This is a genomic window from Mycolicibacterium rutilum, from assembly GCF_900108565.1.
Lineage (GTDB): Bacteria > Actinomycetota > Actinomycetes > Mycobacteriales > Mycobacteriaceae > Mycobacterium > Mycobacterium rutilum.
In genome coordinates this window covers 2257653-2271268 of the sequence record NZ_LT629971.1, presented here as the reverse complement: position 1 = coordinate 2271268, position 13616 = coordinate 2257653, and the positions used below count along the sequence as shown (strand labels likewise).

Here is a 13616-nt window from a genome sequence, read left to right as displayed (position 1 = left end):
CGCCTCGCGGTGGGCAAGAATGTGCGGGTGCGCAAGCTGCTGATCGGTGCTGTGGCGGTCGCCGCCATCGTGGTCCTCGGGGCGGTCGGCGCCGACTTCGGCGGGGCGATCTACGCCGAATATCGGCTGGCCAGGAGCGTGCGCACGGCCGCCGACCTGCAGCATGACCCGTCGGTGGCGATCCTCGGGTTCCCGTTCAGCACGCAGGCCGCGGACCGCCGTTACGACGAGATCGAGATCCGGGCCAATGGCGTCGATCACCCCGTCGTCGGCAAGGTGTCATTGGAGGCGACGCTGCACGACATCGACCTCACCGACGCCTCGTGGCTGATCGGACCGGACGCGAAGTTGCCGGTCGGCAAGGCCGAGAGCCGCATCATCATCGACTCGACCCACCTGGGCCGGTTCATCGACATTCCGGACCTGCTGGTCGAGGCGCCGACGCGGGAGAGCAACGACGCCACCGGCGGCACCACGGAGTCGGGGATCTCGAGCAACCGGGGCGTGGTGTTCACCGGCACGCCGCGCAAGGCGGGCTTCGACGAGCGGGTCAGCATCGGCGTCGACCTCGAGGTGGCCGGGTCCGACCAGACGACGCTGGTGATGACGGCCACCGAGGTGCTGACCGGGCCGGGCACCGCCGACGAGGACGTGCCCGAGGACAAGCTGGACGCGGTGCTGGCCGCGTTCTCTGGGACCATCCCGGGCCAGAAGCTGCCGTTCAACCTACGGCCGACGGCGCAGGGCGCGCGCGGGTCCGACATCATCATCGAGGGCATCGCCGAGGGAGTAACCGCGTCGCTCGGTGAGTTCAATCAGGCATGACTGCCTCGTGGGTGTTGGTGATCACGGTGCTCGTCGCCGCGCTGGGGGTCGCGTACGTGATCGGACGGCTGATCACGCTGCGGGCGGGTTTGCTCAAGGCCAGCGAGGACGCCGCGAACGTCGACACCAGCGATCTGGGCCTGTCGGCGACCGGGCCGACGGTGCTGCACTTCACCGCGGAGTGGTGTGGGCCGTGCGCGGCGGTCCGCCGGGTGGTGGACCAGGTGTGCGAAGAGCTGCCGGGGACGGCGCATGTCGAGATCGACATGGACGCCAATCCGGAGGCGGCCCGGCGGCTTTCGGTCCTGTCGCTGCCCACCACGATCGTCTTCGACCGGGACGGCCGACCGCGCTACCGCACCCACGGCGTGCCGAAGGCCGCTGACCTGCGGTCGGCGCTGGAACCGCTGTTGGCTTGATCACCCTGTCGATTGGTAAGCTGTGCCGCGTGTCCGCCCGCCTCGAGCCGATGCTCACCAAGCGCCGCGCAGTCGATCTGTGCCGCGTTGCGGGTTGTTGCTGTTGTTGTTGTAGCTGCTGAGTAGCCGCGCTTCTTCGCGCCGCGCTCGGGAAGCGGATCGATCGGTCCGGCTCCCTTTCAGCCCCAACCATGAGACGCAACAGGAGCACGCCCATGTCGAGCAAGACCCAGACACCTGACCAGGTGGACGTTCGCGGACCCCGGTTCGCCGCGTGGGTCACCACCGCGGTGATCGTCGCGACGCTGCTGGTGTGGCCGCTCAGCCCCGTCGTATCCGCCACGCTGCTCGCCGCCCAGGCTGTGGTGTTCGCCCTCGGCGCGTGGCGCGGTCCGCGGCAGCACCCCTACGGACTGATCTTCGCCAAACTCGTCGCGCCGCGACTGGGCCCCGTCACCGACAAAGAGCCCACGCCGCCGCTGAAGTTCGCCCAGCTCGTCGGATTCGGCTTCGCGACGGTCGGCATGGCCGGTTTCGCGCTCGGCGTCCCGACGCTCGGCCTGATCGCCGCGGGCCTCGCGTTGGTGGCGGCCTTCCTCAACGCGGCCTTCGGCATCTGCCTGGGCTGTCAGATCTACCCCCTCGTCGCGCGTTTCCGGCGAACCATCACCACCCCTTCACCCGTATAGAACTTCGAACTCGAAGCAACCGAAAGGATCTCCTACATGGCACGCTCCGATGTCCTGGTCACAGTCGACTGGGCCGAGAGCAATCTCGACGCGCCGAACACCGTCTTCGTCGAGGTCGACGAGGACACCAGCGCCTACGAGGGCGGCCACATCGCCGGCGCCGTCCGCATCGACTGGAAGACCGAGCTGCAGGATCAGGTCAAGCGCGACTTCGTCGACCAGCAGCAGTTCTCGAAGCTGTTGTCGGACAAGGGTATTGCCAACGACGACACCGTGATCCTGTACGGCGGAAACAACAACTGGTTCGCCGCCTACGCCTACTGGTACTTCAAGCTGTACGGCCACGAGAACGTCAAGCTGCTCGACGGTGGCCGCAAGAAGTGGGAACTCGACGGCCGCCCGCTGTCGACCGACGTCGTGAAGCGCCCGGCGACCAGCTACACCGCCAAGGCGCCCGACAACAGCATCCGCGCGTTCCGCGACGAGGTGATCGCCGCGATCAACACCAAGAACCTCGTCGACGTGCGCTCCCCCGACGAGTTCTCCGGCAAGATCCTCGCGCCCGCGCATCTGCCGCAGGAGCAGAGCCAGCGGCCCGGGCATATCCCCGGCGCCATCAACGTTCCGTGGAGCAAGGCGGCCAACGACGACGGCACCTTCAAGTCCGACGAGGACCTGGCGAAGCTGTACGCGGAGGCCGGCCTGGACGGCGAGAAGGAGACGATCGCCTACTGCCGCATCGGTGAGCGTTCGTCGCACACCTGGTTCGTGCTGCAGGAACTGTTGGGACACAAGAACGTCAAGAACTACGACGGCAGTTGGACGGAATACGGCTCCCTGGTGGGGGCCCCGATCGAGTTGGGAAGTTGATATGTGCTCTGCACCTAAGCAAGGACTGACGTTGCCCGCCAGCGTCGACCTCGAGAAGGAGACGGTGATCACCGGTCGCGTCGTCGACGGGTCCGGTCAGGCCGTCGGTGGCGCGTTCGTGCGGCTGCTGGACAGCTCCGACGAGTTCACCGCCGAGGTCGTCGCGTCGGCCACCGGTGACTTCCGGTTCTTCGCCGCGCCGGGCACCTGGACGCTGCGCGCGCTGTCGAAGTACGGCAACGGCGACGCGGTCGTCGCGCCGTCGGGTGCGGGCATCCACGAGGTCGACGTCAAGGTCGCGTGACGCCAACGAGGCGAACGTGAGGCTGTCACAGCCTCACGTTCGCCGCCGACTAGACTCGGCGTCGTGGTCCTGTTCTACGAACTCCTTCTGGTGGCGGCCGTAGTGGTGATTACCTGGTTCGCGCTCTACGCGCTGTACCGGCTGATCACCGACGAGTCGTGACATCCGGCGACGAAGCAGTCGCGGCTGCGGCCGAGCGCGCGAAAACGACGGCCGCCCGCAACATTCCGGTGTTCGGCGATCTGCCGGCACCGTCTGACACGGCGAACCTCCGCGAGGGCGCGAACCTCAACGACGCGCTGCTGGCGCTGCTGCCGCTGGTCGGTGTATGGCGCGGCGAGGGCGAGGGTCGCGGCACCGACGGCGATTACCGGTTCGGTCAGCAGATCGTGGTGTCCCACGACGGCGGTGACTACCTGATCTGGGAAGCACGCTCGTGGCGGCTGACCGAGTCCGGCGAATACGACCAGCCCGCGCTGCGGGAGTCCGGCTTCTGGCGGTTCATCAACGATCCGGCCGATCCCACCGAGTCGCAGGCCATCGAACTGCTGCTTGCCCACTCCGCCGGTTACATCGAGTTGTTCTACGGGCGCCCGCTCACCCAGTCGTCGTGGGAGTTGGTCACCGACGCCCTGGCACGCAGCAAGTCCGGCGTGCTGGTCGGCGGCGCCAAGCGGCTGTACGGGATTGTCGAGGGCGGTGACCTGGCCTACGTCGAGGAACGCGTCGACGCCGACGGCGGGCTGGTCCCGCACCTGTCCGCGCGGCTGTCGAGGTTCGTCGGCTGATGCGGGCGCTGTGGTTCGCCGCGGGCGTCGCCGCGGCCGCGATCGTCGCCGGGTGTTCGTCCGAGCCGCCGGCCTCCGATGCGCCGTCGCCGGAACAGACCACCACGACGCAGGAGGCGCCCGCCGGGCACGGCTCGCTGGCGCAGTGCCTCAGCGAGCACGGTGTGCCCGCCGCGCCGGGGCCGGCCGGACCTCCGCCCGGCGTCGATCCCGACACCTGGCACGCGGCGATGGAGGCCTGTGCTTCGTACGCTCCCGGCCCCGCCGGCTAAGTCAGCACCGGCGCGCGGCCCGCGTCGGCCAGCCACGTCGTCTGCAGCCGCTCGAGCGTGCCGTCGGCGCGCAGCGCACCGACGATCGCCGACACGCACGGTGTCAGCGAGCTGCCCTTGTCGAGCACGAGCCCGAACTGTTCGGCAGTGTCCGAATCCGTCGGCAGCTGGCCCACCATCACACCGTCGCGCAGTTCCCCCGCGACGGTGAACGCCGTCGGCAGGTCGGCCACCAGCGCGTCGATCTCGCCGTTGTTGAGCGCCAGCTTCGCATCGCCGTTGGTGTTGTAGACCTCGACCGGCCGATCCCCGTCGACCGCCCTCGCCGCGGTCTGGCTGGTGGTGCCGACCTGCGCGCCGAGCCGGAGCGCCTTGAGGTCGGCGAGGCTGCGTACCCGCGCGGCGGGTGAGGATTTGACGGTCACCACGGCCTGGCTGACGTCGAAGTAGGGCGCGGAGAAGTCGACAGCCGCGCGACGCTGATCGGTGATCGACACCTGAGACAGGTTGGCGTCGAACATCTTCGGGCCCGCGACGATCGCTTCGCTGAACGGCACCCGGACCCACCGAACGTCCTCCGGCGCATAGCCGAGCCGGCCGGCGATCGCATACGCCACCGCCGCCTCGAAACCTTCGCCGTTGGCCGGGTTGTCGCCGATGAACCACGGCGGGTAGACGGGCTGGTCGGTGCCGAACGTGAAGACGCCGTCGTAGAGGGTGGCCAACCCGTTCTTGTGGCAATCCTGCGGCCGCGGCGCGGTGTACGGCGCAGCGGTCGGGGCGCAAGCGCTGAGGGCCAACAGGGCGGTCAGCACCATGCCGACCGTCCTGGCGATGTGCATGGGCCGCATCATGGCCCAGCACCGCGCGGCGACGCGAGAGATGGAACGCAACGGTTTGCTACCGATTCGGCTTCCGGTCGTTCGGCAGAAGATATGGGGCGGCCCCCGAGCCGTGTGTTCCTGGCGGACAAAACCGAGGGGCTCGGGGGCCGGGTGACTGCGGGGAATTCGCCAGCGCGCGCAGGCGCGAAGAGCCTCAGCTCATTCCCCTGGCGCTGCTAGCTCGCAGCCACCTCACAAGTCCATAAGTCACTCAAAATCTCGGACCACCTCCTCTCCTGTGTACGAGCGACGCTACCCGCGCACGCATGAGGCGACAACCGGTTTAGCGCTCAGCGATCGCGCAGGATCGCGGCGTCGACGAGTTCGGCGAATTCCGCCGCCAGTGGACTCGGCTCCAGAGCGGTGCCGTCGAGGGTGTGCACCCGCGCCGCCAGCGTGATGCTCGACACCAGCCAAACCCCTTGTGCGGTGCGCATATCCGCGGGTCGCAGTGACCGGTAGTCGCAGTCGTAGCCCTTGTTGCGGGCCACCTCGAAGAACGCCTGCTGGGTGGTGCCCCGCAGGATGGGGAACCACGGCGGCGGGGTGAAGAAGCCGAGCCGGCCGCCGGGCTCGGTCTCGGCGGCGATCACGACGGTCGAGCGCGGCCCTTCGAGGATCAGTCCGTCCGAGCCGACGAAGATGACGTCGCCGGCGCCGTGGCGTTCGGCGTGCCGCAGCGCGGCCATGTTGACGGCGTAGGACAGCGTCTTGGCGCCGGCCAGCAGCCACGGCATCTCGGTGGTGCCCTCGGCGGGCAGCCCACGCGCGAGCGTCATCGCGGCCAGCCCGTGCTGCCGCACGTCGGCGACCCGGGCGGGCAGCGGCCCGATCGTCGCGTACGCCGTCGCCGCGGAGCCGCTCTCCCGCCCGCGGCTGTAGACCAGGCGCAGCACGCCCTCGTCGCCGGTCCAGTTGTCGACCGCCAGCGCCACCGCCGCGCGCCAGCGCTCGAGATCGGGCGCGGGCAGCTCGGTCATCCGGGCGGACTGGGTGAGCCGGCTCAGGTGGCTCTCCAGCAGACACGGGCGGCCGTCGCGCACCAACAGCGTCTCGAAGATGCCGTCGCCGCGCACCGCCGCCAGATCGTCGGCGTGCAGCAGCGGCGCGGCGGGGTCGTGCAACTGCCCGTCCAGGGTGACCACGACAGCGGGTTCGCCAGCCATGGGCCCACAGCGTAGCCGCGGCACCACCTGCCCCGAACGTAGAGTTGACCTATGTCTGCTGCTGTCCCCGCACCCGAATCCGGACCCGACGCCGGCGCCGTGTGGCACCACGGCGATCCGCTCGGCGAGCAGCGCGCAGCCACCGACGCCGTGGTCGTCGTGGACCGCTCGCACCGCGCGGTGCTCACGCTGCGCGGCGCGGACCGCAAGAGCTGGCTGCACAGCCTGACCACCCAGCACGTCAGCGACCTGCCCGACGGCGCGGTGACCGAGAATTTGAGCCTCGACGGGCAGGGTCGTGTGGAAGATCACTGGATCCAGACCGAGCTCGACGGCGTCACCTATCTGGACACCGAACCGTGGCGGGGTGAGCCGCTGCTGGCCTACCTGCGCAAGATGGTGTTCTGGTCCGATGTCGCGGTCGAACCCGCCGATCTCGCCGTGTTGACGCTGCTCGGACCGCTGGTAGCCGACGCCGCGGTGCTGACCGCGCTCGGCGTCGACGCGCTGCCGGGCCCCGATACCGCGCTCGCGCTGCCCGACGGCGGATTCCTGCGCAGCCGCGGCGAGGCGGAAGTCGATCTCGTGGTGCCGCGTGACCAGACCGAGCAGTGGCGCCGGCGGCTGGTCGACGCCGGCGTGCGCCCGGCCGGCATCTGGACCTTTGAAGCGCACCGCGTGGCGACCCTGCAGCCGCGGCTGGGCGTCGACACCGACGAGCGGACCATCCCCCACGAGGTCGGCTGGATCGGGCCTGCGGTGCACCTCGACAAGGGCTGCTACCGCGGTCAGGAGACCGTCGCCCGCGTCCACAACCTGGGCAAACCGCCGCGCATGCTGGTGCGGCTGCATCTCGACGGGTCGGCCGACCGGCCTGCACCCGGTGCCCAGGTGCTTGCCGGCGGGCGCGTGGTGGGCCGGCTGGGCACGGTGGTGGACCACGTCGACGAGGGGCCGGTCGCGCTGGCGCTGCTGAAGCGGGGGCTGCCGGCCGACACCACGCTGGACGTGGACGGCGTGCCCGCGGTGATCGACGCCGACACCCTTCCCCCGCCGGACGCCGCGGGGGCCGGACGCCGCGCAGTCGAGCAGCTCCGGGGCGGCGCGCGGCCGTGATGAGGGCCTGCCAGCGCCGCGAGGCCCGGCACGGTAAGCTGTCGGCAGGACGAAAAAGACAGATCAGATCGGAGCCGCCTGCACATCGGGCCGCTCCGTTATTGCGCGAGGGGGTCCCCCCATGGGCCGCGGCCGGGCGAAGGCAAAGCAGACCAAGGTTGCTCGTGAGCTCAAATACAGCTCACCGCAGACCGACTTAAAGCGGCTTCAGCAAGAGCTGTCGGGCGCTTCCGAGAACGATCACCTCAACGGCACCGATCCGGTGGCCGACGAGTGGGTCGACGAGGACGACTGGCGTCGCTGACCCCTACAAGCGCGGCTGACCTCAGAAGCGCGGGTGTTGCCCCACGAGCTTGGCTCGGGGAGCGTCTTTTCCACCCTTCTTGATGGTGCCCAGAGTCCAGCAGTTGAGGTGCCGGGCAGTCAGGATGGCCAGCGCGCGATCGGTGTCCTCGGGCGCCACGACGGCGACCATTCCGACACCCATGTTGAAGGTCTTCTCCATTTCCGGGCGTTCGACCCTGCCGCGCTGCGCGATCATCGCGAACACCGGCGCGGGCGTCCATGTCCCGCGGTCGATCTCGGCGACCAGCCCGGGCGGCACGACGCGCTCGAGGTTGCCGGCCAGTCCGCCGCCGGTGACGTGGCAGAACGTGCGGACCTGCGTCTCGGCCGTCAGCGCCAGGCAGTCCTTGGCGTAGATGCGCGTCGGCTCCAGCAGCTCCTCGCCGAGGGTGCGGCCGAATTCCTCGACGTGTCCGGCGAGGTTCATCCGGTCGATCTCCAGCAGCACCTTGCGGGCCAGTGAGTAGCCGTTGGAGTGCAGGCCGGTCGAGGCCATCGCGATCAGCACGTCGCCGGGTTTGACCCGCTCGGGCCCGAGCACGTCGTCGGCCTCCACCACACCGACGCCGGTGGCCGAGATGTCGTAGTGGTCGGGCGCCATCAGCCCGGGGTGTTCGGCGGTTTCCCCGCCCAGCAGCGCGCAGCCGGCCATCACGCATCCGTTGGCGATACCGGCGACCAGTTCGCTGATCCGCTCGGGCACGGTGCGGCCCACCGCGATGTAGTCCTGCAGGAACAGCGGCTCGGCGCCGCACACCACGAGGTCGTCGACGACCATCGCGACCAGGTCGATCCCGACCGTGTCGTGCTTGTCCATGGCCTGGGCGACCGCGAGCTTGGTGCCCACCCCGTCGGTGGACGACGCGAGCACCGGTTCCCGGTAACCGCCGCGCAGGGCGAACATGCCGGCGAAGCCGCCGAGCCCACCACGCACCTCGGGCCGGGTGGCCTTCTTGGCGAGCGGTTTGAGAAGTTCGACGGCCCGGTCACCGGCTTCGATGTCGACCCCGGCCGATGCGTAGGAGATGCCGACTGGTTCGGCGCGTTCGGTCATCGCGATAAAGGCTACCGGGGAAGTCGTCACCGCGGTAAGCGTGTTCGGCGTTCGGCGCGCACGCGCCGTCCCGGTGTGACAGCGTGACCGGTCATGACACGCGGACACCGGTCACCGGCCCTGCTGGCGGTCGCGACGACGGCACTGCTCGGCCTCGCCGTCCCGTCACCGACGGCGTCGGCGACCCCCGGGACCGGCGTCGAGGCCAGGACCATCGCCCAGGCCACCGTCGACGGTGTCGACTACATCACCCGCGAGATCACGATCGCGCCCGGCGGCAGCACCGGCTGGCACTACCACGACGGCCAGGTGTACGGGCTCATCCGCGCCGGCACGCTGTCGCACGACGCGGCGACCTGCGCTTCTGACGGCGTCTACCCTGCCGGTGCGCCGATCACCGAAGCCAGCGGACCGGACCACGTCCACATCGGCCGCAACCTGGGTCCCGCCCCGCTGGTGATGTGGGTGCTCTACATCAACCCGGCGGGCACCCCGCTGTCGGTGGATGCGCCCGATCCCGGCTGCGGGTTTGCCTGAGGTCTAAACGGGCCATCCCGCAGGGGTGTCTGACGCGATTCGCTGCCTGGTGACCGGCGCAACCGGCTACATCGGTGGCCGGCTCATCCCTGCCCTGCTCGAGCGCGGCTATCAGGTGCGGGCGCTGGCGCGCACCCCGGACAAGCTCGCCGATGTGCCGTGGCGCGACCGCGTCGAGGTCGTCCAGGGCGACCTCGGTGACGTCGAGTCGCTGCGCCGGGCCTGCGACGGTGTCGACGTCGTCTACTACCTCGTGCACTCGATGGGCAGTTCCGACGACTTCGTGGAGGAGGAGTCCCGCTCGGCGCGCAACGTCGTCGAGGCGGCGCGGGGCGTGAAGCGGTTCGTGTATCTGGGCGGCCTGCATCCGGCGGGCGCCGACCTGTCTCCGCATCTGCGGTCGCGCACCGCGGTCGGCGACATCCTCATCGACTCGGGTATCGAGACGGTCGTGCTGCAGGCGGGCATCGTGATCGGTTCGGGCTCAGCCTCATTCGAGATGATCCGGCACCTGACCACGCGGCTGCCGGTGATGACGACCCCGAAGTGGGTGCACAACAAGATCCAGCCGATCGCGATCGACGACGTGTTGCACTACCTGAGTGAGGCGGCGACGGCGCCGGTCCCGACATCACGGACGTGGGACGTCGGCGGTCCTGACGTGTTCGAGTACGGCGAGGCGATGCAGGTGTACGCCGAAGTGGCCGGGCTGCGCCGCCGGACGATGATCGTATTGCCGTGGCTCACACCGAAAATTGCGAGCTGGTGGATCGGTCTGGTGACACCGATGCCCGCTGGCCTGGCAGCCCCGCTGATCGAGTCACTGGAATGCGATGCGGTGATGGGCGACCACGACGTCGACGACGTCATCGCCCCGCCGGCCGGCGGCCTGACGCCGTACCGGGATGCGGTCGTGACGGCGTTGCAGCGCGGCCCGCTGCCCAGCGATCCGCAATGGGCGCACGTCGGGCGTAACTAGGGCCTGCGCAGCGCCGACACGTTGTCGTTGTCGGAGTGCAGCGGCACACCGGTTTTCGCGGCGGTGGCGAGCATGTGCTCGATCACGTTCTTGCCCAACGCCGATTCCCCGGGCAGCTCGATCGGGTACTGGCCGTCGAAGCAGGCGCTGCACAACCGCGAGGCCGGCTGCTCGGTGGCGGCGATCATCCCGTGCTGCGAGATGTAGCCCAGGGTGTCGGCGCCGATCGCGTGCCGCACCGCCTCGAGCATCTCGCCCTGGTCCTCGACGGCGTTGGCGATCAGCTCGGCCGGGGTGGCGAAGTCGATGCCGTAGAAGCACGGCCACTTCACCGGTGGTGAGGCGATGCGCACGTGCACCTCGACAGCGCCGGCCTCCCGCAGCATCCGGATCAGCGCGCGCTGCGTGTTGCCGCGCACGATCGAATCGTCGACGACGATCAGCCGCTTGCCGCGGATCACTTCCTTGAGCGGGTTGAGCTTGAGCCGGATACCGAGCTGACGGATCGTCTGCGACGGCTGGATGAAGGTGCGGCCCACGTAGGCGTTCTTCATCAGGCCCTGGCCGTAAGGGATGCCGGACTCCTGCGCGTACCCGACGGCGGCCGGGGTGCCCGACTCCGGCACACCGATCACCAGGTCGGCGGGGACCGGTTTCTCGCGGGCCAACCGGCGGCCGATGTCGACGCGGGTCGCGTGCACCGAGCGGCCGGCCAGCGTGCTGTCCGGGCGCGCGAGGTAGACGTACTCGAAGACGCAGCCCTTCGGTTCGGGGTTGGCGAACCGGGTGGAGCGCACGCCGTCGGCGTCGATGGCCAGCAGTTCGCCGGGCTCGATGTCGCGGACGAACGAGGCGCCGACGATGTCGAGCGCCGCGGTCTCCGAGGCGACGACCCACCCGCGGTCCAGCCGGCCCAGCGACAGCGGCCGCACGCCGTACGGGTCGCGGGCCGCGTAGAGGGTGTTCTCGTCCATGAAGGTCAGGCAGAACGCGCCGCGCACGGTCGGGAGCAGTTCGAGCGCCGCCTGCTCGAGCGTCGCGTCGGCGGCGCCGTGGGCGAGCAGCGCGCCGAGGATGTCGGAGTCCGTCGTCGCGGCTGGTGCACCGCGCGTGTCGAGCAGGCCCGCCTCGCGGGCGCGGGCGGCCAGTTCGGCGGCGTTGACGAGGTTGCCGTTGTGGCCGAGCGCCACCCCGGTGCCCGCCGAGGTGTTGCGGAACACCGGCTGGGCGTTCTCCCACGTGGTGGACCCGGTGGTCGAGTAGCGGCAGTGCCCGATCGCGACGTGGCCCTCCATCGCGGCCAGGGTCTGTTCGTCGAAGACCTGGCTGACCAGCCCGAGGTCCTTGAACACCAGCACCTGCGAGCCGTCCGCGACAGCGATGCCCGCCGCTTCCTGGCCGCGGTGCTGCAGCGCGTAGAGGCCGTAGTAGGTGAGCTTGGCGACCTCTTCACCCGGCGCCCAGACGCCGAAGACACCGCATTCTTCGCGGGGTTCCTGAGAGGGGTCACTTACGCAAGCGTCGGTGTCGGCGGGCTGCGGGCCGGTCACGGTATGGCTGCTCCCATGGCGAGGTGGGTAGACCGCCTCAGTCTACGGGCAACGCAGGTCGAGGACGGAATTCGCGGAAAGTGTCGTCGAGCCGGTTCAACACCGCACGGCAGCCGTTCATTTCCTGCCCTACCCTGCGATTTCGGTGCGCTTCCGATCGGTCAACGATCGCTGGTGCACCGAAATCGCACGTGGGGGGCGTGTGGCGAAGCTAACCCTCCAGCTCGACCAGCGGCAGCCAGGACCCGATCTCGGCGGCACGCGACCCCGACAGCGCGACCCGGTCCGCAGCGTCGTCGAGCGACAGCAGCCCGGTGGCGAGCAGCAGCCACGTCCGCGGGTCCGTCTCCACCACATTGGGCGGGTTTCCGCGCCGATGCGCGGGCCCTTCGATGCACTGCACGGCGATGAACGGCGGCACCCGCACCTCGACACTGGAACCGGGGGCGACGGCCGCGAGCGTGCGGGCGGTCAGCCGGACCGCGTCGGCGATCGCGGGGCGTGCCGGCTCGGGTTGCTGCGGGTCGCGCAGCCAGTCGGCGACCGCCAGCACCGCGGCGCGGGTCTTCACCGGATCGGCACCATGACGGGCGGGCATACCTTACTGTCTCAAAGTGTTCGTCGATCGCCACAAACCGCCGTACAAAGCGGCGGGCGCGGTGTTCGTGATCATCGCGGTGGTGGCGGCCGTGCTGATCTATCTGCAGTTCCGCGGCGAGCTCGCGACCAAGACCCAGGTGACTTTGCTGTCGGCGCGCGCCGGGCTCGTCGTCGAACCGGGCGCGAAGGTCACCTTCAACGGCGTGGAGATCGGCCGCGTCGGGCGGATCGCGGTCGCCGGCGGCGACGACGACCGCGCCCGGCTCACCCTCGACGTCGACCCGCGCTACCTGGACCGCATCCCGGCCAACGTGACCGCCGAGATCCGTGCCACCACGGTGTTCGGCAACAAGTACATCTCGTTCACTTCGCCCGCCGACGCGTCGCCGCAACGGATCGCCCCCGGCGACGTGATCCAGGCGGTCGCCGTGACGACCGAGTTCAACACCGTCTTCGAAACCGTCACCGCGCTCGCCGAACAGGTCGACCCGATCAAGCTCAACCAGACGCTGACCGCCGCGGCCGAGGCGCTGACCGGGCTGGGCGACCGGTTCGGCCGGTCGCTGCTCGACGGCAACCAGATCCTCGGTGACCTCAACGCGCGCATGCCCGATATCCGCGCGGACACGACGCTGCTGGCCGACCTCGCCGGCGTCTACGCCGGTGCGTCGCCGGATCTGTTCGACGGCCTCGGCGACGCGGCCACCTCCGCGAGCACCCTCGACGCGCAGCGCGCCGACGTCGACGCCACGCTGATGAAGGCGCTGGGTTTCGCCGACGACGCCGCCGGAACCTTCGAACGCGCCGGGCCGTACCTGGTGCGCGGCGCGGCGGACCTGGTGCCGGTGTCACAGTTGCTCGACGAGTACCGCGCCAACATCTTCTGCTCGATCCGCAAGTTCCACGAGGTTCAGCCGCGGGTGGCGAAAACCCTTGGTGGCAACGGCTATTCGCTCACCGGCGGCGGTGGCCTGCTGGCCGGCGGCGGGAATCCCTACATCTATCCCGACAATCTGCCGCGGGTCAACGCCCGCGGGGGCCCCGAGGGCCGGCCCGGCTGCTGGCAGGACATCAGCCGCGACCTGTTCCCGGCGCCGTACCTGGTGATGGACACCGGCGCGAGCATCGCTCCCTACAACCACCTCGAACTCGGCCAGCCGATGTTCATCGACTACGTCTGGGGCCGGCAGGTCGGAGAACTCACCATCAACCCGTGAC

The 13616-nt window shown here is 69.7% G+C and carries 18 protein-coding genes; 13 read left to right on the top strand and 5 right to left on the bottom strand.

Annotated elements, in window-relative coordinates; all coding sequences use genetic code 11:
- Window positions 1–9 precede the first annotated feature (9 nt).
- From lmeA to BLW81_RS11075, 8 genes are all read left to right on the top strand, one after another.
- A complete protein-coding gene (gene lmeA, locus BLW81_RS11105) occupies window positions 10–825 on the top strand; it encodes a mannan chain length control protein LmeA (protein WP_173839605.1) in 816 nt (271 codons plus the stop codon).
- Window positions 822–1244, top strand: coding sequence for a thioredoxin family protein (locus BLW81_RS11100; protein ID WP_083407214.1), 423 nt, complete (start codon window positions 822–824; stop codon window positions 1242–1244). The genes lmeA and BLW81_RS11100 overlap by 4 nt, the downstream gene beginning before the upstream one ends.
- Before the next feature lie 29 nt (window positions 1245–1273).
- The gene (locus tag BLW81_RS30265) at window positions 1274–1366 is read left to right on the top strand and encodes an Ms5788A family Cys-rich leader peptide (RefSeq protein WP_353612291.1); all 93 of its coding nucleotides are present in this window, start codon (window positions 1274–1276) and stop codon (window positions 1364–1366) included.
- A 93-nt stretch (window positions 1367–1459) separates the two neighbouring features.
- Complete coding sequence (locus BLW81_RS11095) at window positions 1460–1933, top strand: DUF4395 domain-containing protein (RefSeq protein WP_157897657.1); 474 nt, start codon at window positions 1460–1462, stop codon at window positions 1931–1933.
- A 36-nt stretch (window positions 1934–1969) separates the two neighbouring features.
- Window positions 1970–2803: a sulfurtransferase gene (locus BLW81_RS11090; protein ID WP_083407212.1), complete on the top strand. Its 834-nt coding sequence runs from the start codon at window positions 1970–1972 to the stop codon at window positions 2801–2803.
- A gap of 1 nt (window position 2804) precedes the next feature.
- Window positions 2805–3107 carry a DUF1416 domain-containing protein gene (locus tag BLW81_RS11085; protein ID WP_083407211.1) on the top strand — a complete coding sequence of 101 codons (303 nt, stop codon included), beginning with the start codon at window positions 2805–2807 and terminating at the stop codon, window positions 3105–3107.
- A 158-nt stretch (window positions 3108–3265) separates the two neighbouring features.
- A complete protein-coding gene (locus BLW81_RS11080) occupies window positions 3266–3895 on the top strand; it encodes a heme-binding beta-barrel domain-containing protein (RefSeq protein ID WP_083407210.1) in 630 nt (209 codons plus the stop codon).
- On the top strand, window positions 3895–4167 hold the full coding sequence (locus tag BLW81_RS11075) for a hypothetical protein (RefSeq protein ID WP_083407209.1): 273 nt from the start codon (window positions 3895–3897) through the stop codon (window positions 4165–4167). The genes BLW81_RS11080 and BLW81_RS11075 overlap by 1 nt, the downstream gene beginning before the upstream one ends.
- On the opposite strand, the gene BLW81_RS11070 is transcribed toward BLW81_RS11075, so the two are convergent.
- Entirely contained in the window at window positions 4164–5021 is an 858-nt protein-coding gene (locus tag BLW81_RS11070; RefSeq protein WP_235632236.1) for an ABC transporter substrate-binding protein, read from the bottom strand. The two genes, BLW81_RS11075 and BLW81_RS11070, sit on opposite strands and share 4 nt — an antisense overlap.
- Before the next feature lie 320 nt (window positions 5022–5341).
- A complete protein-coding gene (locus BLW81_RS11065; protein ID WP_083407208.1) occupies window positions 5342–6217 on the bottom strand; it encodes an aminodeoxychorismate lyase in 876 nt (291 codons plus the stop codon).
- 51 nt (window positions 6218–6268) lie between these two features.
- Here BLW81_RS11065 and ygfZ point away from each other — a divergent pair, with 51 nt between their 5' ends.
- Window positions 6269–7333, top strand: coding sequence for a CAF17-like 4Fe-4S cluster assembly/insertion protein YgfZ (gene ygfZ, locus BLW81_RS11060; protein ID WP_083407207.1), 1065 nt, complete (start codon window positions 6269–6271; stop codon window positions 7331–7333).
- 121 nt (window positions 7334–7454) lie between these two features.
- Window positions 7455–7637 carry a DUF3073 domain-containing protein gene (locus tag BLW81_RS11055; RefSeq protein ID WP_083407206.1) on the top strand — a complete coding sequence of 61 codons (183 nt, stop codon included), beginning with the start codon at window positions 7455–7457 and terminating at the stop codon, window positions 7635–7637.
- A gap of 21 nt (window positions 7638–7658) precedes the next feature.
- Here BLW81_RS11055 and purM read toward each other — a convergent pair whose 3' ends face one another.
- A complete protein-coding gene (gene purM / locus BLW81_RS11050; RefSeq protein ID WP_083407205.1) occupies window positions 7659–8732 on the bottom strand; it encodes a phosphoribosylformylglycinamidine cyclo-ligase in 1074 nt (357 codons plus the stop codon).
- A 93-nt stretch (window positions 8733–8825) separates the two neighbouring features.
- Here purM and BLW81_RS11045 point away from each other — a divergent pair, with 93 nt between their 5' ends.
- A complete protein-coding gene (locus tag BLW81_RS11045) occupies window positions 8826–9269 on the top strand; it encodes a cupin domain-containing protein (RefSeq protein ID WP_083407204.1) in 444 nt (147 codons plus the stop codon).
- A gap of 25 nt (window positions 9270–9294) precedes the next feature.
- On the top strand, window positions 9295–10248 hold the full coding sequence (locus tag BLW81_RS11040; RefSeq protein WP_083407203.1) for an NAD(P)H-binding protein: 954 nt from the start codon (window positions 9295–9297) through the stop codon (window positions 10246–10248).
- Here the strand turns inward: BLW81_RS11040 and purF are convergent.
- Window positions 10245–11798: an amidophosphoribosyltransferase gene (purF, locus tag BLW81_RS11035; RefSeq protein ID WP_083407202.1), complete on the bottom strand. Its 1554-nt coding sequence runs from the start codon at window positions 11796–11798 to the stop codon at window positions 10245–10247. The two genes, BLW81_RS11040 and purF, sit on opposite strands and share 4 nt — an antisense overlap.
- A gap of 211 nt (window positions 11799–12009) precedes the next feature.
- The gene (locus BLW81_RS11030) at window positions 12010–12396 is read right to left on the bottom strand and encodes a sterol carrier family protein (protein ID WP_083407201.1); all 387 of its coding nucleotides are present in this window, start codon (window positions 12394–12396) and stop codon (window positions 12010–12012) included.
- Window positions 12397–12412: 16 nt separating this feature from the next.
- Here BLW81_RS11030 and BLW81_RS11025 point away from each other — a divergent pair, with 16 nt between their 5' ends.
- Window positions 12413–13615 (top strand): MCE family protein, encoded by a 1203-nt coding sequence (locus tag BLW81_RS11025; protein WP_083407200.1) that lies wholly within the window; start codon window positions 12413–12415, stop codon window positions 13613–13615.
- Window position 13616: the final 1 nt, after the last annotated feature.

What these genes read in the sequence shown, in the direction of transcription:
- BLW81_RS11055 (WP_083407206.1), top strand. Translation starts at nt 7,455, where the DNA reads ATGGGCCGCGGCCGGGCGAAGGCAAAGCAGACCAAGGTTGCTCGTGAG.
- ygfZ (WP_083407207.1), top strand. Translation starts at nt 6,269, where the DNA reads ATGTCTGCTGCTGTCCCCGCACCCGAATCCGGACCCGACGCCGGCGCC.
- BLW81_RS11100 (WP_083407214.1), top strand. Translation starts at nt 822, where the DNA reads ATGACTGCCTCGTGGGTGTTGGTGATCACGGTGCTCGTCGCCGCGCTG.
- BLW81_RS11085 (WP_083407211.1), top strand. Translation starts at nt 2,805, where the DNA reads ATGTGCTCTGCACCTAAGCAAGGACTGACGTTGCCCGCCAGCGTCGAC.
- BLW81_RS11065 (WP_083407208.1), bottom strand. Translation starts at nt 6,217, where the DNA reads ATGGCTGGCGAACCCGCTGTCGTGGTCACCCTGGACGGGCAGTTGCAC.
- BLW81_RS11075 (WP_083407209.1), top strand. Translation starts at nt 3,895, where the DNA reads ATGCGGGCGCTGTGGTTCGCCGCGGGCGTCGCCGCGGCCGCGATCGTC.
- BLW81_RS11030 (WP_083407201.1), bottom strand. Translation starts at nt 12,396, where the DNA reads ATGCCCGCCCGTCATGGTGCCGATCCGGTGAAGACCCGCGCCGCGGTG.
- BLW81_RS11095 (WP_157897657.1), top strand. Translation starts at nt 1,460, where the DNA reads ATGTCGAGCAAGACCCAGACACCTGACCAGGTGGACGTTCGCGGACCC.
- BLW81_RS11090 (WP_083407212.1), top strand. Translation starts at nt 1,970, where the DNA reads ATGGCACGCTCCGATGTCCTGGTCACAGTCGACTGGGCCGAGAGCAAT.
- BLW81_RS11070 (WP_235632236.1), bottom strand. Translation starts at nt 5,021, where the DNA reads ATGATGCGGCCCATGCACATCGCCAGGACGGTCGGCATGGTGCTGACC.
- purM (WP_083407205.1), bottom strand. Translation starts at nt 8,732, where the DNA reads ATGACCGAACGCGCCGAACCAGTCGGCATCTCCTACGCATCGGCCGGG.
- BLW81_RS11045 (WP_083407204.1), top strand. Translation starts at nt 8,826, where the DNA reads ATGACACGCGGACACCGGTCACCGGCCCTGCTGGCGGTCGCGACGACG.